A 23,460-nucleotide genomic window follows, 5' to 3' on the forward strand; every position below is an offset into this window, starting at 1 on the left:
TATGAATCAATATCAACAGGTATGTGCAAACCTACAAGCTACACCCAAAACTTGGTTGGTGACGGGTGTTGCGGGCTTTATAGGCTCGAATCTTTTAGAAACTTTACTCAAGCTCAATCAAACTGTGGTAGGTTTAGATAACTTCGCCACAGGGCATCAGCATAATTTGGACGAAGTACAAAGCTTAGTGACTGCGGAGCAATGGGCAAAATTCAGCTTTATTGAAGGTGACATACGTCAGTTTGCAGATTGCCAAAAAGCATGTGTAGGTGTGGATTATGTCTTGCATGAAGCAGCGCTCGGTTCTGTACCGCGTTCAATTGCTGACCCCATCACCACTAATGAAACCAATATCAGTGGTTTCTTAAATATGCTCACTGCAGCACGTGATGCAGGTGTTGCAAGCTTTACTTATGCAGCCAGCAGTTCGACTTATGGTGATCATCCCGCATTGCCAAAAGTAGAAGAAAATATTGGTAATCCACTTTCACCCTACGCAGTGACGAAGTACGTCAATGAGTTATACGCAGACGTATTTGCGAAAACTTATGGGTTTAAAGCAATTGGCTTACGTTACTTTAACGTGTTTGGACAACGCCAAGATCCGAAAGGCGCTTACGCAGCAGTGATCCCGAAATGGACATCATCAATGATTGCTGGTGAAGATGTGTTTATTAACGGTGATGGTGAAACCAGTCGAGATTTCTGTTTTATTCAAAATGTTGTGCAAGCGAATATTTTAGCTGCGACAACGCAAAGCGATGAAGCAAAAAATCAGGTCTATAATGTGGCACTAGGCGACCGCACTACTTTGAATGCGTTGTACCGTGCTATTCAGGCAGCGCTTGCGACAAATGATGTGAACTTTGAGCGTGATCCTGTTTACCGTGAATTCCGTGCGGGTGATGTACGTCATTCACAAGCGAGCATTGCCAAAATTGAGCAGCATTTGGGTTATGCACCGCAGTTCAAAATTGACGAAGGTATTCAGTTGGCTATGCGTTGGTACGTAAACAACTTAAAATGATATTGAACAGATGATTGCGAAAATTTTCGCAAAATATCAGTCCATTGGACTGATTACATTAAGTTTACTGGTCGGTGCGATAATTACATTTATCGCACTTCCTGTTTTAACACGCCTATATTCAGTTGCTGACTTTGGTGCTTACGGGATTGCATTGGCGATTGTCAGTATTTTATCCACGGTTGCCAATTTACGTCTTGATCAAGCATTGTTAGTCGCGGACGAGCAAGATAAAAAGAGTCTGATTTTTGAAGGGGCTGTATTCTCAACTGCGATTGCTGTCATTAGTGGCATCGTCATCAGTGCAATTTTAAATGTTGAAATGGCAGGGGCTGTTGCCACAGGTGTGCTTGCCAATACCCTGATTCAAAGTCTGTATAATTATCAATTTTCCGCACATAAAGAATATTTCTGTGCAGGTTTAAATGTTTTTCGTAGTGCTATTGTGTTAGCGGTTCAACTGTCCTTACCGCTCGTGATGCAAATTAGCTTGGTGAACAGTTATAACGTCAGCTCCATTATCATGATTGTCGCGGTGCTGATTTATTTACTGAAGTATCAGCTCTATCAAGTGAGTTGGCAGACATTTAAAAATTATAAAGACTTTATCTATGCCAATACGCCCCATGCCTTACTGAATAGTTTTTCGCATAACTTGCCCTACTATGTTGTGTCGCATTTTGTCGGTGTGCAGGCGATGGGTTTCTATGCCATTGTCGAGCGTACCCTTCGTGTACCGATCAATCTGATTTCGCAAACCTTGCGTCAGTTTTTTATTCGCAAATTTAAAAACACCGAATCCAATCAAAATGCCTTAAAGGCGAGTGTGCTGCTTAGTCTGGTTTCACTACCGTTATTTGCCATTTTCTTCATTCTGCCTGAATCTTTATATTTATGGGTTTTTGGCAGTGAATGGGTGGGTATTTCGAGCTATTTCCAAATTTTAGCTTTGGGCTATTGGGCGATTTTCTGTAATCCACCAAGCTCGGCTTTTCTGATTGCTCAGCGCAACAGCCAAGTGTTGTTTAAGTTGCAAATCGTAGAACTCATCATTAAGTTCGCTTTATTTGCAGGCTTCTATGCTGTCTTTGTTGATAAAGTGTATATGTTACTTGCGGTGCCTGTGGCATTAATTTTCTATAACTTTGCCATTTTATATGGGGTGTGGAGAAACAAAAACTGATGTTTTTTAAAATCTTAAAATACATGAATTGGTTTGCTTCACAGTGCCGTAAAGTGATGTACAACATGGCATTTGGCACACAATTTCGTTACTTCGGCAAAGCCTGTACCCTAGAGATTAATGGCCAAGTCAAGATCGGTAAGAATGTCTATATTGGTGATCATGTCAGTTTAATTGTCGAGCAAGGTGCGATTTTAGAAATTGCAGATAACAGTTTTATTGGTGAAAGCTGTTATATCAAATGCTTTGGCGGAAAAGTGTCGATTGGTCAAGATGTCAGCATTAATTCTAAGTCTTTTATTAATGGTTGTGGTGGTGTAAGCATTGGTGACAATACCCGTATTGGTACGCAAAGTATTTTGATTGCTAGTAATCATAAATTTGGTGAGCCTGATCTGTTGGTGAAAGATGCTATTACCAAGCAGGGCGTGAGTTTAGGGAAAAATATTTGGCTTGGTGCACGAGTTACGGTACTTGATGGTGTAACTATTGCCGATGATAGCGTGATTGGTGCTTGCAGTTTGGTTTCTAAACCTTTACCTGAATCAGGGGTGTATGTCGGTATTCCAGCCAAAAAAATCAAATCCGTATAAAGTGCTATGCATATCGTAAAACATATTTTCAGCGTAAAATATTCAGCTTAATTTTCTCCCTTTTGATTTTCTGATCCTGACATAGGTCATGCGTATGGCATTTATGGTTTCTGCTTTTCGACAGCTGTTTGATCTTGCTTATTTTATGGCAAAGGGCAGTGTGGCATATGCACGTAAAAAGGGGGTGAAAATTGGTGAAAACTGCCGAATTTATATTAAAAATTGGGGCTCAGAACCGTTTTTAGTCTCAATTGGAGATCATGTCACGGTGACTTCAGGCGTGAAATTTATTACCCATGATGGCAGTACCTGCTTAGTCAAAGATGATAAAGGCAAACGCTATCAACGTTTTGCTCCGATTCAAGTTGGTTCGCATGTCTTTATAGGTGTGAATAGCATTATTATGCCGGGCGTGAGCATTGGCTCAAATGTCGTGATTGGTGCAGGTTCGGTGGTGACCAAAGATATTCCTGACCATAGCGTGGCGATTGGTGTACCTGCCAAAGTGGTGTCGAGCTTTGCTGATTATCAAGCCAAAATTCAAAGCATCTGTGCCAGTGATAGCGACTTGGTTGGCATTACCGATTACCGTGCCCGTGTGGAACGTGCCATTTCGATTCAAGCCTCAAAAAACCATCTTTAATATTCTCCCATTTCATAAAGTTTAGGTCTGCATATGTTGAATAAAGTCATGTTCTTTTTGCCAAGCTTGGGCGGTGGCGGTGCAGAACGTACGGTCATTCAACTGGCGAACAGTTTTGCTGAACAAGGACTTAAAATTCATTTAGGCGTATGTGACCTGAATGGCGATAAAGCCAAGCTGTTACCCGAAGTGAGTTCTAAAATTGAATTGGTCAATTTTAATTGCGGTCGGGTGATGAATAGCATCACGCCTTTAAAAATAAAAATGAAATCTGAGCAATATGATTGCTTAGTGGCCACGCAAACCCATACCAATATTGTGGCAGGGATTGCGAAAAAACTCTCAGGTGTTGCAACACGTTTGATCTTCCGTGAAGTATCTACGCCGTCAAAAAATATGAAGTTGCAAGGCATTGCTAAATTTGTGCTGAAAACTTTGGTGAATTGGACTTATCCCATGGCACAGCAAGTGATCTGTGTCTCTAAAGGGGTAGAAGCCGATTTTCATGAATATTATGGCTATAAAAATAATAATCTCGGCACCATTTATAATCCTGTGCTAGATGATGTCTATTTTGAAAAACTTAAAGCGCCAGTCACACATCAATTTTTAAATGATAGTAATAAAGTGATTTTGGCAGTGGGGCGTCTCACTGAAGCAAAGAACTTTGGTTTTCTGATCCGCTCCTTTAAAGCCTTGCATAATCAGCATCCTGAAACCCGATTATTGATTTTAGGTGAAGGCGAATTACGAGCTGAGTTTGAGGCTCTAGTGGCTGACTTGGGTTTAAACGATGTGGTGGATTTGCCGGGCTTTGATGCCAATCCATACGCTTATTTTAAATATGCATCGCTGTTTGTTTTAAGTTCCAATTGGGAAGGTTTACCGGGTGTACTGATTCAGGCACTGGCTTCTAAAGTGAAGGTGGTCAGTACCGATTGCCCAAGTGGACCAATGGAAATTTTAGACCATGCAAAATTTGGCTTATTGGTCGAATGCAATGATCAAGTTGGCTTGATGCAAGCCATGCAACAGGCGATTTTTGCCGATTATGTACATTATTCAGAAGCTGACTTTGAAGCACATATTCAGCAATTCCATAAAGCAACGGTATTGCAGCAGTACTTAAATATGATGGAGTCTGCAATATGAATAAACCGTTAATGGTACATGTGATTACCAATTTTGCAGGCGTGGGGGGGGCTGAGATGATGTTGGCACGCCTGATTCAATGTACTGAACACCAATACGAACATGTGATCATTGCATTGATGAAAACCTCTGAGGTTTATCAACGTACTTTAGATTGTTGTCAGTCATATTATGCACTGCAGTGGAATGGTTTAAATACGTTGGGTACGATTCAAAAACTGCGTGGTTTACTGAAACAACTACAACCCAAAACCGTGCAATGTTGGATGTATCATGCCAATGTGCTCACAAGTTTAAGTATGCTTGGTTTAGCTCAAAAACCGAATGTGGTGTGGGGCATTCATCATTCTCTTGCTTCTCCTAAAGATGAATCCATCAGCACGAAAATTGCCTTAGGCTTAAGCAAAATACTGTCCCAACAAGCCAGTGCCATTATTTATTGTGCGCATTCGTCTATGCAGCAGCATCAGGCCTTCGGCTTTAAAAATGGCAATAGCCAAGTGATTGCCAATGGTGTTTTTCTCGATAAGTTTCAGCCGAATTTACAGTTAAAGGAACCAACGGTGATTGGTTTTGCTGGACGTTATCATACCGCCAAAGGTTATCCATACTTATTTGAAACCATGGGTTTGCTGAAAGATAAAAACATCATCTTTAAAATTGCTGGCAGCGGCGCGAGTTTAGAAAATCCCGAAGTCAAAGCTTTGTTTGAGCTGCATCAGTTAGATGCTCGAAAAGTGCATTTGCTTGATCAAATCTCGGACATGCCTGCTTTTTATCAATCGATAGATGTATTTCTAATGACTTCAATCACCGAAGGTTTTCCGAATGTTTTGGTAGAAGCGATGGCCTCAGGTTTACCCTGTATTAGTACCGACGTGGGCGATACCAAATATATTGTGCAGGATTTAGGACGGATTGTTCCGCCACGTAATGCGCAAGCTTTGGCACAAGCAATTTTAAAATATGTGCAGCAAAGCAATGATGAAAAATTGCAGTTGAAACAAGCCGTGCGAGAGCGCGTAGAAGCGTATTTTAGTATTGAGCAAGTGAGTCGGCAATATATGCAAGTTTGGGAGCAAAGCCGTTGAAATTTCTAATGATCAGCAGTTTTCTGCCTTCGGTTTTAAATTTCCGCGGGAAACTGCTGGAAGCCATTCATGCGCAAGGTTATGAAATTCACATCATGGTGCCTGAGTTTGCATCATTTCCTGAAGAACAGCAAAAACTGCAAGCCCTTGGCTATCATCTGCATGAAATTCCCATGCAGCGCACAGGCACTAATCCGCTGGCGGATTTAAAACTGTTAAAACATATCTATCGGCAAATTCGTCAAATTCAGCCTGAGTATGTGCTGTCCTATACTATTAAACCGGTCATTTACGGTACCTTGGCGGCTTGGCTTGCGAAAGTATCGCATCGTTTTGCCTTAATTACAGGTTTGGGCTATGCCTTTCAAAATGTGGAATCTGGCAAGCGTAGTCTGTTTCAAAAGCTGGTGCATGGCTTATATGCGCAAGCGCTCAAACGTAGCGACAAAGTCTTTTTCCAAAACCCTGATGATTTAAAGCTTTTCCAGGACATGCATTTGCTTGATGCCAATAAACCAAGCGTGGTGGTGAATGGTTCAGGGGTAAATGTACAAGACTTTGATGTCATGCCTTTACCGAAAGATGATGCAGGCGTGGTCAAAGCCTCATTCTTGCTCATTGCACGGCTTTTGGGGGATAAAGGTGTGCGTGAATATGCTGAATCGGCACGTATCATCAAAGCACAATATCCTGAAGCTGAGTTTCATTTGGTCGGTTGGATTGATGATAATCCTTCGGCCATTTCGCAAGCTGAACTTGACACGTGGATTGCCGATGGTCGCCTCAAATATTGGGGTAAGCTCAGTGATGTCCGTCCTGCAATTGCGGAAAGCTCGGTCTACGTTTTGCCCTCCTACCGTGAAGGCACGCCACGTACGGTACTAGAGGCGATGGCTATGGGACGGGCGATTATTACCACCGATGCACCAGGTTGTCGTGAAACGGTATTGCACGGTGTGAATGGTTATTTGGTTGCAGTGAAATCAGTCGATGAGCTGGTGCAATGCATGCAATACTTTATTGAAGATCCAAAACTGATTGAGTATATGGGACAGCGTTCGCGAGAAATTGCGCTGAATAAATATGATGTGCATCAAGTGAATAAGCACATGATGGCTGAAATGGATATTCATTAAAGGCGATTCACCCAATTTAAGAGACGATCCAAATGACCTTAAAATATATAAAAAGTGATTTATACCGTTATACCGGCCATGTCAGTTTTAAAACCTTTTTGAAAACTTATTTTTTCAATCGTGGTTTTAATTTTTCATTTTGGCTGCGTTTAGCCAGCGCTCAAAGCGCGTGGGCAAAACTGGCCTATCCTATTTATTATTATAAAAAAAAGCAGTACGGCATTGATATTCATACCACGACTCAAATTGGCTACGGCTTGTTGATTGGGCATGGCGGGCCGTTGGTCGTTAATCCGACAACTGTAATTGGCAATAATGTGAATTTATCGCAATTTACCACCATTGGTGCAAATGGCGGTCGTCAAGCCGCAGAAATTGGCGATAATGTTTATATTGGGCCCAATGTCTGCATCATTGAGCATGTCAAAATTGGTAATAATGCCACTATAGGTGCAGGAAGCGTTGTGACAAAAGATATTCCTGAAAATGCAACTGCGGTAGGAAACTACGCGAAAGTGATCAGCATGAATAATCCGGGTCATGCAGTTAATCGTCGTTGGACAGATTTCTAAAAGGCTATATGGTTTGGCAGCGTTTAGAATGAGGAATATTTGAGTCCCTTTGACCGTTGAAATATTTTACAAATCTGATGGCTTTGGACAGGGTATAATCATTGCTATAAATGGATACTATTTCCTCATCTTTATCTAACCTCAAGAGTGAACCATGTTAAAGCGCTTATTGGATATTGTGATTGCATCATCTGCGCTAGTGCTGCTGTCTCCTGTATATGCTTTTGTGGCCTATAAGGTGCGAAAAAATTTGGGTTCACCCGTGTTGTTCCGTCAGGTGCGTCCGGGGCTAAATGGCAAACCTTTTGAAATGATAAAATTCCGCAGTATGAAAGATGCGGTTGATGCACAAGGTCATTCCTTGCCCGACAGTGAGCGTTTAACACCCTTTGGTCAAATGCTGCGTTCCAGCAGTTTGGATGAAATGCCCGAACTGTGGAACGTAATTAAAGGTGAGATGAGTATCGTGGGACCACGCCCGTTATTGATGGAATATTTGCCTTTATATAATAGCGAGCAAGCCAAACGCCATGATGTACGTCCCGGCATCACGGGCTATGCGCAGGTGAATGGACGTAATGCCATCTCATGGGAAAAGAAGTTTGAACTCGACACATGGTATGTCAACAATCAGTCCTTGTGGCTCGACTTTAAAATCATGCTGAAAACCGTCAAAAAAGTACTCGCGAAAGATGATATTAGTGCCGAAGGTGATGTCACGATGCATAAATTCACAGGCAGCAAACATGACTAAGCTTTATGCCGTATATGGTGCTTCGGGGTGTGGACGTAGTTTGATGCCTGTAGCACGTCAACAATTAGCACGTCAGCAAGAGCCTGCTGAAATTGTGTTTATTGATGATGCTTTGACTGAAATTACCATAGTGAATGGTCATCGTGCCATGAACTACCCACAATTTAAAGCGGAGCCTGTATCTTTCAAAGCGGTACTGATTGCAATTGCCAATAGTCAAGTACGTGAAAAAATTGCGCTGAAACTGGAGCAAGATGGTCTTCCATTGTGGTCAGTGCAGGCAGATAATACGCTGCTGATGGATACGGTAGAACTTGGCGCAGGTGCTGCGTTGAGTCCTTTTGTCACGATTACATCCAATATTAAAATTGGCAAATGTTTTCATGCCAACTTATATAGTTATGTCGAGCATGATTGTGTAATTGGTGATTTCGTCACGTTTGCACCGGGCGTAAAATGCAACGGTAATATTCATATAGAAGACCATGTTTATATTGGTGCAGGTGCCGTGATTAAACAAGGCACACCTGCGCAACCTTTGGTGATTGGTCGTGGTGCTGTGGTGGGTATGGGCGCTGTGGTGACCAAAAGCGTGCCTGCGGGCGTAACAGTGGTGGGAAATCCTGCCCGTATACTGACCAGTAAATGATAAATTTAGGAAAAACTCATGTTAAACACTGCATTTGAACCGTGGCCAAGTTTCACCTCAGCTGAAGCAGATGCGGTGTCAAAGGTCCTTTTATCCAATAAAGTCAATTATTGGACAGGACAAGAGTGCCGTGAGTTTGAAAAAGAATTTGCAGCATTTGCACAAACGCAGTATGCCGTCGCTGTAGCGAATGGCACAGTCGCACTGGATTTGGCCTTAAAAGCCCTTGGCATTGGCACAGGCGATGATGTGATCGTCACTTCACGGACATTTCTTGCATCTGCCAGTTCAATTGTGACGGCTGGTGCCAATCCTGTTTTTGCCGATGTTGAACTGGATTCACAGAATATTTCACGCCGTACGATTGAAGCTGTGCTTACTCCGAAAACCAAAGCCATTATTTGTGTGCATTTGGCGGGTTGGATGTGTGATATGGATCCGATCATGCAGTTGGCTGAGGAAAAAGGGATTTGGGTCATAGAAGACTGTGCCCAAGCCCATGGTGCATTCTATAAAGGTCAATCCGCAGGTTCAATCGGGCATATTGGCGCATGGTCATTTTGTCAAGACAAGATCATGACCACGGGTGGTGAAGGCGGTATGGTTACCACCAATGATGAAAATTTATGGAAAAAAATGTGGTCATATAAAGACCACGGTAAAAACTTTGACAGCATTTATAACAAACAGCACCCGCCTGGCTTTCGTTGGTTACATGACAGCTTTGGCACCAACTGGCGCATGATGGAAATGCAGGCTGTTATCGGACGTTTACAACTCCAAAAAATGCCAGAATGGACGCAAGTGCGTAATGCGCATATGCGTCGCGTTTTAGCAAGTTTTGAAAATAACCCTTATTTTACTGTGGCAATGCCACCTGCGAATTATGTTCATGCGGCATATAAGGCTTATGTCCAAGTGAATACAGCACAATTGCCAGAAGGTTGGTCGCGTGATCGCATTATGGCGGAAATTAATGCACTGGGTGTGCCATGCTTTAGTGGTTCATGTTCAGAAGTGTATTTAGAAAAAGCCTTTGATGGAACACCATGGCGACCTGAGCAACGATTGGTCAATGCCAAAAGCTTGGGGGACAGCAGTTTAATGTTCTTGGTACATCCGACTTTGTCCGACAGCAACATGCAAAAAACGGTGGATAGTATCCAACAGGTGATCTCACAAATCTCCATGTGAAACAGCGTATAATTTGCCATGCAATTTTTTGCCTTCATCTAGCCCGTTGAGTCCATCGTGAAAGACATTATCCGAGTTATTGCATCATTACCGCGCCGCCAAAAACAAGTTGTTTTAGTGGTCATGGATATCTGTGTCCTGCCTTTGATGATGTGGCTGGTTTATGCCATTCGACTAGCCAAACCAAATGTTCCGGTGATGGAAGGTTTAGATTTTTGGTATCTGTATGTCGGTGTCATTGGTGTCGCAATTTTTGCCTTACTCGGTATTTATAGTGCGATTGTGCGCTCCTTCAATGAAGATTATTTGCTACGGATCTCGATCGCGACATTTATCCAAATTGTTGGTTTATATGCAGTTAAGAAGCTCGGTTTAGCTTTTATTCCCATGAGCATTCCACTCATGTACGGCTTTGTGCTGTTTTCTTGGATGTGGTGGAGCCGTGCTGTAATTCGCTATGCCACACTGCGTACTTTTGTGAAAAAGCAAAACCGTAAGCGTGTCGCGATTTATGGTGCAGGGCTTGCGGGGCAGCAAATTGCGGCCGCATTATATCGCTCTGATGACTATTTGCCCGTCTGTTTTATTGATGATAAAGCTTCGTTACAAGGGCAGTCTTTAAGCGGACTAAAAATCTTTTCACCGAAAAGGGCGCTTACCGCATTTCGTAAGTTTCACATCGAAGAAATATTACTGGCTATGCCATCTGTAAGTCGTGCACGTAAAAAAGCAATTATTGAGTCTTTTGAACCGTCTAATGTCAAAATGATGGAACTGCCAGGGGTCACCCAACTGGTGGGCGGGCGAGTTCAAGTCTCCGATATTCGAGAAGTCGATATTATTGACTTACTGGGGCGTGATCCAGTACCACCCAAGTTAGACCTTTTAGAAAAAAATATTAAAAATAAAGTGGTGATGGTAACTGGTGCAGGTGGATCAATTGGTTCAGAACTTTCCCGTCAGATCTTGAAGCATCAACCAAAATGCCTTGTTTTATTTGAAATGTCTGAATTTGCACTGTATTCCATTGATCGCGAATTACAAAACGCAGGTGTAGAAGTAGTGCCTATACTAGGTTCTGTAACTCACCAAATAAAGTTGGAACGTATATTGCAAAACCATGCTGTGCAAACGGTTTACCATGCAGCAGCTTATAAGCATGTTCCCTTGGTTGAGGCCAACCCCTTTGAAGGGATCTATAATACTTCAATTGGTACGGCCCGTAGTGTTGACGCTGCTGTGGCTCAAGGGGTTGAAACCTTTGTCCTGATTTCTACTGACAAAGCTGTACGCCCAACCAATGTCATGGGTGCATCGAAACGGATGGCAGAATTGTATTGCCAAGGTTTAGCTGCCACAAAACCGCAAACACAAATCAGTATAGTTCGTTTTGGTAATGTATTAGGTTCATCAGGTTCTGTCGTTCCTTTGTTCAAAAAACAGATTGAAAAAGGTGGACCTGTTACAGTAACTCACCCTGAGGTGACTCGTTATTTTATGACTATTCCTGAGGCTGCGCAGTTGGTGATTCAGGCGGGGGCAATGGGAACAGGCGGAGATGTTTTTCTACTGGATATGGGTGAACCCGTTAAAATTGTTGATTTGGCTAAACAGATGATTCGTCTAAGTGGGTTTAAACCTATGGATGAAAAAGGCTTAGGGGATATCGCAATTCAGTTTACTGGCCTACGTCCAGGTGAAAAACTATATGAAGAGCTACTCATCGAATCTGAAAATGTGACTAAAACCGACCATGAACGAATTTTAAAATCGTATGAGCATTTTTATCTTTTTGATCAAATTAACAGCGTATTTTTGCAGTTATCTGATTTATCTGAACAAGGAGAGAATCAGGTAAAAATTAAAAATATCCTACAAACCTATGTAGAGGGTTACAAAACCAAAGATTTGCACAAGAATTGATATATTTTATTGATGTTCATTTGATAAAGCCTAACGTGTTCAATTAAAATATTTATACAATTCATTCACATATTTTGAATAAAATACTGAAATAGTTTTAGAAAAAAGAAACATCTTATTTATCTATAGATAACCTAAAATTATTTTGCTATCAATCAATTTAAATTAAGAGCAGGAAAATATGAAATTATTGGTAACAGGCGGTGCTGGTTTTATTGGTTCAGCAGTCGTTCGCCATATTATTCAAAATACACCCCATCAGGTACTCAATGTCGATAAACTCACCTATGCGGGTAATTTAGAATCGTTGGCATTGGTTGAAAATAATGAACGTTATCAATTTTCCCAGACTGATATTTGTGATCGCATTGCATTAGATCAATTATTTGAAAGTTTTCAACCAGATGCTGTGATGCATTTGGCTGCTGAATCGCATGTTGACCGCTCAATTACAGGCTCTGCTGCATTTGTTGAAACCAATATTATTGGTACATATCACTTGTTGGAGGCTGCTCGTCATTATTGGAACGGTTTAAGCGAAGATAAAAAGCAAGCATTTCGTTTCCACCACATTTCAACAGATGAAGTGTATGGCGATTTAGAAGGTACAGAAGATCTGTTTTTAGAAACAACACCTTATGCACCAAGTTCACCATATTCTGCAAGTAAAGCCAGCTCGGATCACTTGGTTAGAGCATGGCACCGTACTTACGGCTTACCTGTTGTACTCACCAATTGTTCAAACAACTATGGGCCGTTCCATTTTCCTGAAAAATTAATCCCGCTGGTGATTTTAAATGCACTTGCTGGTAAGTCACTACCTGTATATGGAAACGGTACACAAATTCGTGATTGGTTATATGTAGAAGATCATGCCCGCGCACTTTATAAAGTAGTCACAGAAGCAGCAGTGGGTGAAACTTACAACATTGGCGGTCACAACGAGCAAAAAAATATTGATGTGGTCAAAGCAATTTGTGAACTTTTAGAAGAGCTTGCTCCAAACAAACCTGAAGGTTTAGCACGTTATGAAGACCTGATCACTTATGTGACAGATCGTCCGGGACATGATTTGCGCTATGCGATTGATGCAAGTAAAATCCAGCAAGATTTAGGCTGGGTGCCGCAAGAAAGCTTTGAGACAGGCCTTAGAAAAACAGTGCAGTGGTACTTAAACAATCAAGCGTGGGTACAGCATATTCAAAGTGGTGAATATCAAAACTGGATTCAACAACAGTATACAACCTCCGAAAAAATGAATTAAGTTGCGTGAAACTATGAAAATACTGTTGCTTGGAAAAAATGGTCAAGTTGGGTGGGAGTTGCAACGCGCACTCCAACCGCTTGGTGAAGTGGTTACACTTGATCGCAATATGTCATCTGAGGGCTTCAGTGGCAATGTTGCAGACTTCGCTGCCATTTCTGATGTGTTTGATAAAATTAATCCAGATATCGTCGTGAATGCCACCGCATATACTGCGGTTGATAAAGCCGAATCTGATCAGCAACAGGCACAGCTTATCAATGCGCAAGCAGTGAAGCATTTGGCTAGTGAGTGCAAAAAGCATCATGCACTGTTGATTCATTACTCGACTGACTATGTTTTTAGTGGAGATGGTATTGCTCCATGGAATGAAGATGATCAAACCTCACCAGTGAATTACTATGGCCTCACCAAACGTGAAGGCGAGTTAGCACTTGAACAGAGCAATGTTCGGTTTTTAAACTTTCGTACCTGCTGGGTATATGCCGCACGAGGCAATAACTTTATAAAAACCATGCTCAAACTGGCTCAGACCAAAGAAGAGCTGAGTATCATTCATGATCAGGTTGGGGTGCCTACAGGCGCAGCACTGATTGCTGATGTTACGGCTCAAGCGATTCGCTATTACACCTTACAATCTGAAATTGAAAAACAAAATCTGCATGGTCATTATCATTTGGCGCCAAAAGGTGAAACTACATGGCATGATTACGCTCAATTTGTTTTTGCACATGCACGACATACAGGGCAAGTTTTAGCTTTAAATAAAGTAAATCCAATTGAAACATTGGCATACCCAACACCGGCAAAACGCCCGCTTAATTCACGTTTAAACACCAACAAGCTAGAACAAAATTTTAAATTACATCTTCCTCACTGGCAGCAAGGTGTAACACAAGTATTAGAGGAACTACTCCCATGACTCAAACAAACCGTAAAGGGATTATTTTAGCGGGCGGCTCTGGCACACGCTTGTACCCAATTACCATGGGTACATCAAAACAATTACTTCCAATTTATGACAAACCTATGATTTATTATCCGCTGTCTGTGCTTATGCTGGCAGGGATTAGTGAAATTTTAATTATATCTACCCCAGAAGACTTACCAAATTTTGAAAAACTTTTAGGAACAGGTGAGGCGCTTGGAATCAAACTCTCTTACAAAGTTCAACCATCTCCTGATGGGCTTGCTCAAGCATTTATTTTGGGCGAAGAGTTTATTGGTCAAGACAATGTCACCCTGATTTTAGGTGACAACATTTTTTATGGTCAGAGTTTTGGGCAGCAGCTCAAGCGTGCAGCCGCGCAACAGGCGGGTGCAACAGTATTTGGCTACTATGTGAGTGATCCAGAGCGTTTTGGAGTGGTCGACTTTGATGCATCGGGGAAAGCTTTAAGTATTGAAGAAAAACCAGAACAGCCAAAATCGAATTATGCAGTGACGGGTTTGTATTTTTATGACAATTCGGTGGTTGAAATTGCCAAAAATATTAAACCATCACATCGTGGAGAGCTTGAAATTACCGACGTAAATAATATTTATTTACAGCAACAAGCACTAAATGTAGAAGTACTTGGCCGAGGTTTTGCATGGCTAGATACGGGTACACATGATTCACTGATTGAAGCCAGTCAGTTTGTACAAACCATTGAGCATCGTCAGGGGTTAAAAGTTGCCAGTTTAGAAGAGATTTCATTTAACAATGGCTGGATTGATTTAAACCAACTTAAAGCACGTGGTGAATTTTTTAAGAAAACTGGATATGGTCAGTACTTGTTAAAATTGCATCAAGAACATTCAAAATAAGTGTAATCAGGGCATTATGTATATCCACATGATGCTTCTTATATTAAGGCATACTGGACATAGTTGTAATGAATATTGTTGAAACCAAAATCAAAGGTTTACTCATTTTAGAGCCGCGTGTATTTGGTGATGACCGTGGCTGGTTTATGGAAAGTTTTAACCAAAAAAACTTTGAACAGGCTTTGACTGAACGTGGTCTTGATGTGCCACAATTTGTACAAGACAATCATTCGTTTTCACAAAAAGGCGTATTACGCGGTTTGCATTATCAGCTAGATCCACATGCTCAAGGTAAGCTGGTGCGTGTAGTACAAGGCCGAGCTTGGGATGTGGCGGTAGACATCCGTGAAAACTCCCCAACATTTGGTGAGTGGGTCGGGCTTGAGCTTACAGGTGACAATCACAAACAGTTTTGGATTCCTGCTGGTTTTGCGCATGGCTTTATAGCACTCGAAGATAATACTCAGTTTTTATATAAAACTACCAATTATTACTCTAAAGAATGTGAAAGAAGTATTGTATGGAATGATCCAGATCTTGCGATTGATTGGCCTGTTGAAGAAGGAACGTCATTAAAGCTAACTGAGAAAGATGAAAATGCAAGTAGATTAACAGATGCTGCGTTGTTTTAATCTTCTATGAAAATAAATAAAATTCTGAAAAATTTTTCTTATTTAGGTGTAGTTCAAATATTAAACTATGCCTTACCTATTATTACAATTCCTTTGGTTTCTAGAGCATTAGGTGTAGAAAAAATTGGACTGATAAGCTATATATTTTCGTATATATCTTATCTTATTTTATTGGTGAATTATTCTTTTTCATTAACAGCTATCCGAAAGCAAAATCAACTTAATGACTTGAGTCTCACATTTAGCTTGGTTTTTAAGAGCCAACTTCTTTTACTCGTCCTAACATTACCTTTCTTACTAATTGCACTATTATTTATACCAGATCTTAAGTATAACTGGTTTTTAACATGTATTTCGTATATAGCAGTACTAGGTGCTTTTTTTGATAAAAATTGGATTTTTCAATATAAGCAAGATTTGAAATTAGTTGCGATTGTTAATGTATTACTTAAGATTATAAGTGTTGTATGTATTATACTTTTCATAAAAGAGAAAGAAGATTATCTTCTTTATGCTATAATTTTATATAGTGTTATCTTTTTTACGAATATTATCCTATTTTTTATATGTGTAAAAAAATACAAAATTAAAATTTTAAAAGTTAGATTAAAAGAAGTTATTAGTTTTTTGAAAGAAGGGAAAATGTTGTTTTTCTCTTCAGTTGTAATCAGTTTTTATACATCCACTAGTACGCTATTACTTGGAATTTATTGTAGTAATCGGGATGTTGGGCTCTATAGTTCTGCGATGAAATTGATTGATATCGCGAAAGTATTTGCAATTATGCCAATAACACAGCTTATCTATCCAATTGTCTCGCAAAAAATATCTGAGAATGTTGATGAGGGAATTCTTTTTGTCAAAAAATTGATGCCAATTTTTAATTTTATGGCGATTCTTTTGTTTATTGGAGCGATTATAGTGGGGCCGTTTATGCTTCATCTTCTATTCGGGTCACAATTTCTTGATGCAATTCCAATTTTATGGATACTTAGCTTTACTTTAATTTTAATTCTTTATAGTACTGTCTTTGGCGTGTTGTTGATGGTTAACTTGGGGATGGATCACTTATTCTTTAAAAATCAACTATATGTTGCTGTTTTAAGTGTTTTACTTACAATTTTAATATTACCGTATGGCGCTGGAATGACATCTGCTATTATATTGGTCATTAGCGAGATATTGATAACAGGATATCAATACTACTGTCTTAGATTAAAAGGTTATAACCTATTTTATTTAGAGATGTTTTCTAAAAAAGCTTTTTTAGAAGCAGTTAATGCAATTAAAACCCATTAGGATCAAATATGAATTTTTTAATTGTAGGCGCAGGTTTTACTGGCGCGGTTGTTGGACGAGAACTCGCTGAAGCGGGGCATCATGTTAAAATTATAGATCAACGTTCACATATTGCTGGTAATTGCTTTACAAAGCGAGATGAACAAACTAATGTGATGGAGCATGTGTATGGTCCACATATCTTTCATACTAGTGATGAGCAAGTATGGGAATACATCAATAAACATGGTACTTTCATGCCATACATTAATCGTGTAAAAACAAATTATCAAAATCAAGTCTATTCGTTACCTATTAATTTACATACGATTAATCAGTTTTACAAAAAAAGTTTTAATCCGACTCAAGCAAAAGAATGGATTTCAAGTATTGCAGATCAATCGATTAAAGAGCCACAAAATTTTGAGCAGCAAGCTTTAAAATTTGTAGGCAAAGATTTGTATGAAGCATTCTTTAAAGGATATACCAAGAAACAATGGGGCTGCGACCCAACTGAGCTGCCAGCAAGTATTTTAAAACGATTACCAGTACGTTTTAACTATGATGATAATTATTTTTCACATAAGTATCAGGGTATCCCAAAAGATGGTTACACACCTATTGTTGAGTCTATTATTACTCATGAGCAAATAGAGATTCAATTGAATACAAGCTTTAATAAGAAACTACTTGAACAGTATGACCATGTGATTTGGACTGGACAACTTGATCAGTGGTTTGAATATTCAGAAGGGCGATTAGGATATCGTACACTTGACTTTGAAAAGCATATTACAGAAGGTGACTTTCAAGGCACAGCTGTAATGAATTATGGTGATGAAACAGTGCCTTACACGCGTATTTCTGAACATAAATACTTTACTCCATGGGAAACATACAACAGCACAATATACTTTAAAGAATTTAGTAGAGCTTGCGGTGAAAATGATATTCCTTACTATCCGATACGATTAGTAAACGACAAATTTTTATTAGAAAAATATATTGCTTTAGCTGGAAAAGAAAAAAATGTGACTTTTGCTGGACGGCTTGGAACGTATCGCTATATGGATATGGATGTCACTATTAAAGAAGCATTATATTTGGTAAGTAAAATACTGTTGAATATTAGAAATAATGATAAATTAAAAAGCTTTTATCATAATGAAATGGTTGTTTAATGATGAAAACAGAAATATATATTGCAACACATAAAGAGTATAACTTTCCTAGAATAGAGGGTTATATTCCAATTCATGTTGGAAAAGCTTTAACAGATTTGGATTTAGGTATTATTGGAGATAATACAGGAGATAATATTTCTAATCTGAATCCGAATTTTTGTGAGTTGACCGCTTTGTATTGGATGTGGAAAAATAGCAATGCAGATATTTTGGGACTAGTTCATTATAGAAGATATTTTTTAGATGTAAATAATATCGAATCTTTATCCAGAAATGAAATTATAATACCTAAAAAAGTTAGGTATTATAAAGAAGGTATAATGAATATATTTCTACTGAGACGATTTTTTTCTAAATTATCAATACAAGATCATTACAAGAAAAATCATATATCTCTACATTGGGATGTTTTAAGAGGTATAATTTGTCATAAATTTCCAGAATATTTAAAGATTTTTGATATGGTATCTAATAGTAAGTCTGGTATGAGTCATTACAATATGTTTATAGCTCATAAAGATTTTGTAAATGGTTATTGTGAATGGTTATTTAATATATTGTTTGAGTTGAAGAATGTTCTAGATTTAGATGATTATGATGCATATCAACGTAGAGTTTATGGTTTTATATCTGAAAGATTATTGAATGTATATATTGAAATGCATAAAAAAAATCTCAAAATTAGATATAAAAATGTTAGTTTTATTTCTTGAGTTAAAAATGAAAAAAATTAAATTACTAAGAACTATTGTCGCTCCAATATATTGGTTTGTACTTTGTTGGTACAGATCTATTTTTGGTTATAGTCAGCAGGAAAAATGGGTATATCAAAATGAAAACAATAAACTAAGTAATAATTCATTTCCTAAGATAATCTGGATTTATTGGGATTCTGCCGAAAGGAATTTTTTGGTAGAAAGGTGTATTTCTCAAGTGAGAAAATTATGTCCAGATTATGATATAACAATTCTTAATAGAAAAAATGTAATTGAATATGTTGATTTATCAAAAATAAATTATGAATTAACTCAAGCAACATTATCTGACTATATCAGATTAGCACTACTAAGAAAATATGGTGGTGTTTGGATGGATGCAAGTGTTTTTTTGTTGCAAGATTTATTTTGGGTAGAGAAAAACATTAAAAATTTTTCAACATTATTATTTTATACTGATCTTTGTACATTGGATCAAAATAATCCAGTTTGTGAAAGTTGGTTTATAGCGGCTAAAAAAAATAATGACTTTATTAATGATTGGTTTTTGGAGTTTGAATTATGTGTGACTAGTAGTAATCCATACTTATATTATAAAGATTATTTTAATAAAAAAGATATTATACAAAAAATTCCAAATACTGATTATTTGATGATTTATGTAGCAGCTGAAATTGTTAAATCAAAGAAAAAATATGATATAGTGTACTTAAATTCAAAAAGTACAGGGCATTATTATAATTACAAATTTTGTGCAAATGGTTGGTTTATTGCTAGAAATTTGCTTTTTAAGGATAAAAGAAAGGTATATAATCCTAAATTAATTAAGTTTACAAGTGATATAAGGGATTATATTAACAAATATTTAGAAAAAGGAAATTATGATGTAAATAGTGTGGTTGGTAGTAGCGGTTTTAATAAAGGTAGTAGTGTTGATGAAAAATAGTCACAGCGTAAAATATTTATATTTTACGCTATTGATATATATAGTTTTTTTTATGGCATCTTTTTCTACTTTAAAACCACGGGGTTTTGATTCAGATGACTCAAACTATATAAGAGTATTTAATTCTATAAAATTTGATACTTCATATTTTGTTCAAGAAATGGAACCAACTTATATATTGGTTTCAAAAGTATTACATTATTTTGGTGCTAATTATGAATGGATGTTATTGTTTTTTTCTGCTTTTGGCCTAACTTTAAAGTTTATATCTGTTTATAAATTTTATAATAAAATTAGAGGTATTTATCTCTTTTTAATTTCTTATTTTTTATTCTTATATTGGTTTCATGACTTAACTCAAATACGAATTTCTTTTAGTCTTGGGCTTTTTTTGTATGCAACAACTTTAAGGTATAAAAATTTTATAAAATATTTTCTACTAATTGTCAGTTTATTAACACACTACTCTATTATTCCTGCTATTTTTTTATTGATATATAGAGACTTATTTGAATTAAAAATTCATCCAAAGTATCGATTTTATTTTGGCTGTCTCTTTTATTTATCTATACTACTAACTGTAGTATATACTAATTCTTTGATAGAATTGAAATATGGTGAAGGTAACTATCCATCTATATACTATTTGTTGCATCCATACTCAATATCCATTTTAGTTTCATTATTTATTTTGAGAAGAAATAATAGGACTATTTTTTATTATTTATCTTTGTTTTATTATATCTTTTTTATATCTTATCTTTTGAGCAATAGTCAAATTGCTGCTTTTAGATTTATTGAGATAGCATATTTCTTTATTTTAATAGATATTTGTAAAAAATTTGATACTGGTTGGAAGAATTTTAAAGCCTTATTTTGCTTGATAATAACTACTTTTGCTTTCTCTTCATATGCTTTCTTTTTTTCATCTCAATCAAGTTTTGATTTTTTAGTTTTAAATAAATGGATTAATAGTGGATTTGGAGTTTTTTGATGATTGATATAGTTATGGCAACATATAACGGTGAAAAATATTTAGAGGCTCAATTGCTCTCTTTGATAAGTCAAACTCATAAAAATTGGTCATTACATATCTATGATGATTGTTCAACTGATGGAACTGTCGATATTATAAATAAGTTTATAAAGATTGATAGTCGTATCCATTTTCATCAAAATAAAAGAAATTTAGGGTGTGCATTGACATTTTTAAATGGAATAAAAAACTCATCTGCTGAATTTATTATGTTGTGTGATCAAGATGATATTTGGTTTGATAACAAAGTATTTCAACTTTACAACTTTATTAAAGATGAAAAAAAATTACCTTGTATTGGGTTAGCTAAAGGGGTTTCTTTTAATCAAAATATAAATAAAGTTACTGGTTTTATAAATTTAAATGAGCCTAAATCATTAAATGAATTTTTATTAAATAATGGAGGGTTACAAGGCTGTTCTATGATTATTAATAAAAAATTAATTAATTTGGTTTTAGAAGTACCTTCTGAAATCGTTATGCATGATCATTATCTTTCGTTATTAGCATTCTCTTTTGGAAAAGTTAAATATTTAAATATGGATTTAATGCTATATAGAAGACATGAGAAAGCTGTTACTACTAATTTTTATGGTTCTTTTTTATCTAAGGCTTATAATTATATTACTTCTAAGCCCTTTGTGATAGATTATCATCATTATATTGCAATAAAATCATTTTATAATGAAAATTATAGTAGATTTCAAGACAAAGAAATTCAATTATTTAAAGCATATCTTTCTTTAAAAGATGAAAATATATTAAAGGTATTTTTTGTGATACTGAAATTTAGGTTTTTAATTCGAGGAAGTATTCTCTTTTCTTTTCTTTCTTTTTTTCTTAAGAGAAAAATTGGAAATAATCAAAAGCAAAATCTTTATTATTGGAAATAATAATATGAATCTTGGATAATTAATTATCTTGAAAGATAAGATGACTAGAGCAATAAGCCCTGTTGGGCTTTGTTGCACAAACATTTCAGAGGCGAGTTTCCCTCTAACTATCAAATTCAAGGCACAACTCGGGTGTGAGGTTGGTCTAATTCAGTAAATTTATTTAAGACTGCCACACGTGCATGAATCTTGTTGACTTGACTGTCAAAATTCCTAATACTGATTCTATCGCCTAATAACTTAATGCAATGCATCTTGGTTTCAACCAAACTTCTCCGATGATAGTCACATCATTTTTTCCATATCGCCCTACCTAAATGCTTAACTGTTCGAAGTAATTCATTTCTTTGTAGCGAATGGGTATATCTTTCCAAGGCTTCGGATTCTTTCTCGGCGGAATGACAGTATAGGCTTGCTGATCCGAAATCACCTGCCGACATTTCTTGGTATCATAAGCACCATCGGTATATACGGAGTCAATCTGTTCATCTTGTGGAATTTGTTTAGCTATATAAGTTTATTCATTTGGAAATTATATTATTGAATAAGCTGTTATAAATAGGCATGTACCACAAAACTAATCATCCATCAAAATAAAGGAAAAAATTTAAATTATGAACTCATACGATTAAACTGGACTAGAGTTATCTGAAGGCTTTATACAACAAAGCTATAAGAAATAATTAATCAGAATTTTAATTTATTACCGCCTTTAAATATTTTACTAAATTATTTTTTATATAGTACCAATTATATATCTCAATATTTTTAAGGCCATAAGTTATGTATCTTTTTTGAAGTTCAGTATTATACAGAATTTTTTCTATCGCTTTACTAATGTGTTCAATTCTTTTGGGATCTACCAGTTCACAACTATTATTAGCAATTTCTATCAATGAAGTCGTATTCGACGTGATTACAGGTGTTCCACATGCCATCGCTTCAATTACAGGAAGCCCAAAACCTTCATAAAGTGATGGAAAAAGTAGGCAGAGTGCGCCTTTGTAGGTTGATGCTAGTTCATCTTCACTTAATCGTCCGAGAAACTTAACTCGATCTTCAATTTGAAGCTCCTTCGCTGTATTTACTAATTGATCAGAAGGTTTACCCGAAAATAAAACATAGATATTTTTATCTATATTTGCCTGTGCAAAAGCTCTTAAAGCTCGGTCTTCATTTTTATGTAGCTTTCGATTACCCACTATGAAAATATACGGAAAACCCGGTAGGTAGGGCTGCACATCTTGATGAAAAGCACTCGATACACCGTTATACACTACTTTCACCTTATCTGGATTGATACCCGACCAGTCTACAATTCTGCCTTTTGAAAACTCAGAGACGGTAAATATCAGTGCAGCTTTTCTACATGCCCTCTTAAGAACAATGTTGTAATAGAGTTTCTTTAAAAAGGATGTATTGGCATCTACATCTATATGGTTGAGATCATGGATAGTAATTGCTGTTCGATGTAAAAAGAAAAAAGGTGCATTAAAACCAGGTGAAAAAAAGAAGTTTTTGTTAAAAAACAAATATATAGTAAGCTTAATAACATCAAAAATTGATACAGGGTTGCCTTTTAATTTTATTGGCTGAAAGAAATCTTCGTCATAAACTTCTGTCGCAAAACGCCCGATACCATGCTCTCCAAACCAACGTGTATCGAAAATTACTTTATTTTGTTGATTTAACATACAATTTTATTAAACGAGATTTTAATTACCTCGAATTATAATGAAATCCTATCGGAATATAAATGGTATATACTTGCTAACTTCAAAAATT

Annotated in this window: 23 protein-coding genes and 1 pseudogene; 22 read left to right on the plus strand and 2 right to left on the minus strand. The window is 37.2% G+C overall.

Annotation, left to right across the window (positions count from 1 at the left end; translation table 11 throughout):
• Position 1 precedes the first annotated feature (1 nt).
• From F986_RS00205 to F986_RS00310, 22 genes are all read left to right on the plus strand, one after another.
• Positions 2–1,027, plus strand: a complete 1,026-nt coding sequence (locus F986_RS00205) for an NAD-dependent epimerase/dehydratase family protein (RefSeq protein WP_004684213.1) — start codon at positions 2–4, stop codon at positions 1,025–1,027.
• A gap of 10 nt (positions 1,028–1,037) precedes the next feature.
• The gene (locus F986_RS00210; protein ID WP_004684214.1) at positions 1,038–2,210 is read left to right on the plus strand and encodes a lipopolysaccharide biosynthesis protein; all 1,173 of its coding nucleotides are present in this window, start codon (positions 1,038–1,040) and stop codon (positions 2,208–2,210) included.
• A 23-nt stretch (positions 2,211–2,233) separates the two neighbouring features.
• Entirely contained in the window at positions 2,234–2,803 is a 570-nt protein-coding gene (locus F986_RS00215; protein WP_227555144.1) for an acyltransferase, read from the plus strand.
• A 94-nt stretch (positions 2,804–2,897) separates the two neighbouring features.
• Entirely contained in the window at positions 2,898–3,446 is a 549-nt protein-coding gene (locus F986_RS00220; RefSeq protein ID WP_004684218.1) for an acyltransferase, read from the plus strand.
• A gap of 33 nt (positions 3,447–3,479) precedes the next feature.
• Positions 3,480–4,598 carry a glycosyltransferase gene (locus F986_RS00225; RefSeq protein WP_004684219.1) on the plus strand — a complete coding sequence of 373 codons (1,119 nt, stop codon included), beginning with the start codon at positions 3,480–3,482 and terminating at the stop codon, positions 4,596–4,598.
• Positions 4,595–5,689 carry a glycosyltransferase gene (locus F986_RS00230; protein ID WP_004684221.1) on the plus strand — a complete coding sequence of 365 codons (1,095 nt, stop codon included), beginning with the start codon at positions 4,595–4,597 and terminating at the stop codon, positions 5,687–5,689. Before F986_RS00225 ends, F986_RS00230 begins: the two co-directional genes overlap by 4 nt.
• On the plus strand, positions 5,686–6,825 hold the full coding sequence (locus tag F986_RS00235) for a glycosyltransferase family 4 protein (RefSeq protein ID WP_004684223.1): 1,140 nt from the start codon (positions 5,686–5,688) through the stop codon (positions 6,823–6,825). Before F986_RS00230 ends, F986_RS00235 begins: the two co-directional genes overlap by 4 nt.
• A gap of 32 nt (positions 6,826–6,857) precedes the next feature.
• Positions 6,858–7,397 carry a serine O-acetyltransferase gene (locus tag F986_RS00240; protein ID WP_004684225.1) on the plus strand — a complete coding sequence of 180 codons (540 nt, stop codon included), beginning with the start codon at positions 6,858–6,860 and terminating at the stop codon, positions 7,395–7,397.
• 154 nt (positions 7,398–7,551) lie between these two features.
• Entirely contained in the window at positions 7,552–8,151 is a 600-nt protein-coding gene (locus F986_RS00245) for a sugar transferase (RefSeq protein ID WP_004684226.1), read from the plus strand.
• Positions 8,144–8,800 (plus strand): NeuD/PglB/VioB family sugar acetyltransferase, encoded by a 657-nt coding sequence (locus F986_RS00250; protein WP_004684228.1) that lies wholly within the window; start codon positions 8,144–8,146, stop codon positions 8,798–8,800. Before F986_RS00245 ends, F986_RS00250 begins: the two co-directional genes overlap by 8 nt.
• A gap of 18 nt (positions 8,801–8,818) precedes the next feature.
• Positions 8,819–9,994, plus strand: a complete 1,176-nt coding sequence (locus F986_RS00255) for a DegT/DnrJ/EryC1/StrS family aminotransferase (protein ID WP_004684230.1) — start codon at positions 8,819–8,821, stop codon at positions 9,992–9,994.
• Between the two features lie 57 nt (positions 9,995–10,051).
• Positions 10,052–11,917, plus strand: coding sequence for a polysaccharide biosynthesis protein (locus F986_RS00260; protein WP_004684231.1), 1,866 nt, complete (start codon positions 10,052–10,054; stop codon positions 11,915–11,917).
• Between the two features lie 181 nt (positions 11,918–12,098).
• A complete protein-coding gene (gene rfbB / locus F986_RS00265; RefSeq protein ID WP_004684234.1) occupies positions 12,099–13,181 on the plus strand; it encodes a dTDP-glucose 4,6-dehydratase in 1,083 nt (360 codons plus the stop codon).
• Positions 13,182–13,194: 13 nt separating this feature from the next.
• Positions 13,195–14,103 (plus strand): dTDP-4-dehydrorhamnose reductase, encoded by a 909-nt coding sequence (gene rfbD, locus F986_RS00270; RefSeq protein WP_004684236.1) that lies wholly within the window; start codon positions 13,195–13,197, stop codon positions 14,101–14,103.
• Complete coding sequence (gene rfbA, locus F986_RS00275) at positions 14,100–14,990, plus strand: glucose-1-phosphate thymidylyltransferase RfbA (protein ID WP_004684238.1); 891 nt, start codon at positions 14,100–14,102, stop codon at positions 14,988–14,990. The genes rfbD and rfbA overlap by 4 nt, the downstream gene beginning before the upstream one ends.
• 68 nt (positions 14,991–15,058) lie before the next feature.
• Positions 15,059–15,622, plus strand: coding sequence for a dTDP-4-dehydrorhamnose 3,5-epimerase (gene rfbC, locus F986_RS00280; protein WP_004684240.1), 564 nt, complete (start codon positions 15,059–15,061; stop codon positions 15,620–15,622).
• Between the two features lie 6 nt (positions 15,623–15,628).
• Positions 15,629–16,921 carry an oligosaccharide flippase family protein gene (locus tag F986_RS00285; RefSeq protein WP_004684241.1) on the plus strand — a complete coding sequence of 431 codons (1,293 nt, stop codon included), beginning with the start codon at positions 15,629–15,631 and terminating at the stop codon, positions 16,919–16,921.
• 8 nt (positions 16,922–16,929) lie between these two features.
• A complete protein-coding gene (gene glf, locus F986_RS00290) occupies positions 16,930–18,081 on the plus strand; it encodes a UDP-galactopyranose mutase (RefSeq protein WP_004684243.1) in 1,152 nt (383 codons plus the stop codon).
• Entirely contained in the window at positions 18,081–18,797 is a 717-nt protein-coding gene (locus F986_RS00295) for a DUF4422 domain-containing protein (RefSeq protein ID WP_004684244.1), read from the plus strand. The genes glf and F986_RS00295 overlap by 1 nt, the downstream gene beginning before the upstream one ends.
• Before the next feature lie 7 nt (positions 18,798–18,804).
• Positions 18,805–19,746: a capsular polysaccharide synthesis protein gene (locus F986_RS00300; RefSeq protein ID WP_004684245.1), complete on the plus strand. Its 942-nt coding sequence runs from the start codon at positions 18,805–18,807 to the stop codon at positions 19,744–19,746.
• Positions 19,736–20,740 (plus strand): EpsG family protein, encoded by a 1,005-nt coding sequence (locus tag F986_RS00305; protein ID WP_004684246.1) that lies wholly within the window; start codon positions 19,736–19,738, stop codon positions 20,738–20,740. Before F986_RS00300 ends, F986_RS00305 begins: the two co-directional genes overlap by 11 nt.
• Positions 20,740–21,675: a glycosyltransferase gene (locus tag F986_RS00310; protein WP_004684247.1), complete on the plus strand. Its 936-nt coding sequence runs from the start codon at positions 20,740–20,742 to the stop codon at positions 21,673–21,675. Before F986_RS00305 ends, F986_RS00310 begins: the two co-directional genes overlap by 1 nt.
• A gap of 116 nt (positions 21,676–21,791) precedes the next feature.
• Here F986_RS00310 and F986_RS18475 read toward each other — a convergent pair.
• Together F986_RS18475 and F986_RS00315 are read right to left on the minus strand one after the other, a co-directional pair.
• Positions 21,792–22,177: pseudogene (locus F986_RS18475) on the minus strand (transposase); the annotation flags it as partial.
• A 193-nt stretch (positions 22,178–22,370) separates the two neighbouring features.
• Positions 22,371–23,369: a glycosyltransferase family 4 protein gene (locus F986_RS00315; protein WP_004684249.1), complete on the minus strand. Its 999-nt coding sequence runs from the start codon at positions 23,367–23,369 to the stop codon at positions 22,371–22,373.
• Positions 23,370–23,460 lie beyond the last annotated feature (91 nt).

Origin of the sequence: Acinetobacter johnsonii CIP 64.6 (assembly GCF_000368045.1) — a bacterium.
GTDB lineage: Bacteria > Pseudomonadota > Gammaproteobacteria > Pseudomonadales > Moraxellaceae > Acinetobacter > Acinetobacter johnsonii.

Excerpts from the sequence above, each read along its gene's own strand:
- glf (WP_004684243.1), top strand. The coding sequence starts at position 16,930 with ATGAATTTTTTAATTGTAGGCGCAGGTTTTACTGGCGCGGTTGTTGGA.
- F986_RS00205 (WP_004684213.1), top strand. The coding sequence starts at position 2 with ATGAATCAATATCAACAGGTATGTGCAAACCTACAAGCTACACCCAAA.
- F986_RS00315 (WP_004684249.1), bottom strand. The coding sequence starts at position 23,369 with ATGTTAAATCAACAAAATAAAGTAATTTTCGATACACGTTGGTTTGGA.
- F986_RS00295 (WP_004684244.1), top strand. The coding sequence starts at position 18,081 with ATGATGAAAACAGAAATATATATTGCAACACATAAAGAGTATAACTTT.
- F986_RS00255 (WP_004684230.1), top strand. The coding sequence starts at position 8,819 with ATGTTAAACACTGCATTTGAACCGTGGCCAAGTTTCACCTCAGCTGAA.
- F986_RS00305 (WP_004684246.1), top strand. The coding sequence starts at position 19,736 with ATGAAAAATAGTCACAGCGTAAAATATTTATATTTTACGCTATTGATA.
- F986_RS00210 (WP_004684214.1), top strand. The coding sequence starts at position 1,038 with ATGATTGCGAAAATTTTCGCAAAATATCAGTCCATTGGACTGATTACA.
- F986_RS00310 (WP_004684247.1), top strand. The coding sequence starts at position 20,740 with ATGATTGATATAGTTATGGCAACATATAACGGTGAAAAATATTTAGAG.
- F986_RS00285 (WP_004684241.1), top strand. The coding sequence starts at position 15,629 with ATGAAAATAAATAAAATTCTGAAAAATTTTTCTTATTTAGGTGTAGTT.
- F986_RS00245 (WP_004684226.1), top strand. The coding sequence starts at position 7,552 with ATGTTAAAGCGCTTATTGGATATTGTGATTGCATCATCTGCGCTAGTG.
- rfbB (WP_004684234.1), top strand. The coding sequence starts at position 12,099 with ATGAAATTATTGGTAACAGGCGGTGCTGGTTTTATTGGTTCAGCAGTC.
- rfbD (WP_004684236.1), top strand. The coding sequence starts at position 13,195 with ATGAAAATACTGTTGCTTGGAAAAAATGGTCAAGTTGGGTGGGAGTTG.
- F986_RS00215 (WP_227555144.1), top strand. The coding sequence starts at position 2,234 with ATGAATTGGTTTGCTTCACAGTGCCGTAAAGTGATGTACAACATGGCA.
- F986_RS00300 (WP_004684245.1), top strand. The coding sequence starts at position 18,805 with ATGAAAAAAATTAAATTACTAAGAACTATTGTCGCTCCAATATATTGG.
- F986_RS00225 (WP_004684219.1), top strand. The coding sequence starts at position 3,480 with ATGTTGAATAAAGTCATGTTCTTTTTGCCAAGCTTGGGCGGTGGCGGT.
- F986_RS00240 (WP_004684225.1), top strand. The coding sequence starts at position 6,858 with ATGACCTTAAAATATATAAAAAGTGATTTATACCGTTATACCGGCCAT.
- rfbA (WP_004684238.1), top strand. The coding sequence starts at position 14,100 with ATGACTCAAACAAACCGTAAAGGGATTATTTTAGCGGGCGGCTCTGGC.
- F986_RS00230 (WP_004684221.1), top strand. The coding sequence starts at position 4,595 with ATGAATAAACCGTTAATGGTACATGTGATTACCAATTTTGCAGGCGTG.
- F986_RS00250 (WP_004684228.1), top strand. The coding sequence starts at position 8,144 with ATGACTAAGCTTTATGCCGTATATGGTGCTTCGGGGTGTGGACGTAGT.
- F986_RS00220 (WP_004684218.1), top strand. The coding sequence starts at position 2,898 with ATGGCATTTATGGTTTCTGCTTTTCGACAGCTGTTTGATCTTGCTTAT.
- rfbC (WP_004684240.1), top strand. The coding sequence starts at position 15,059 with ATGAATATTGTTGAAACCAAAATCAAAGGTTTACTCATTTTAGAGCCG.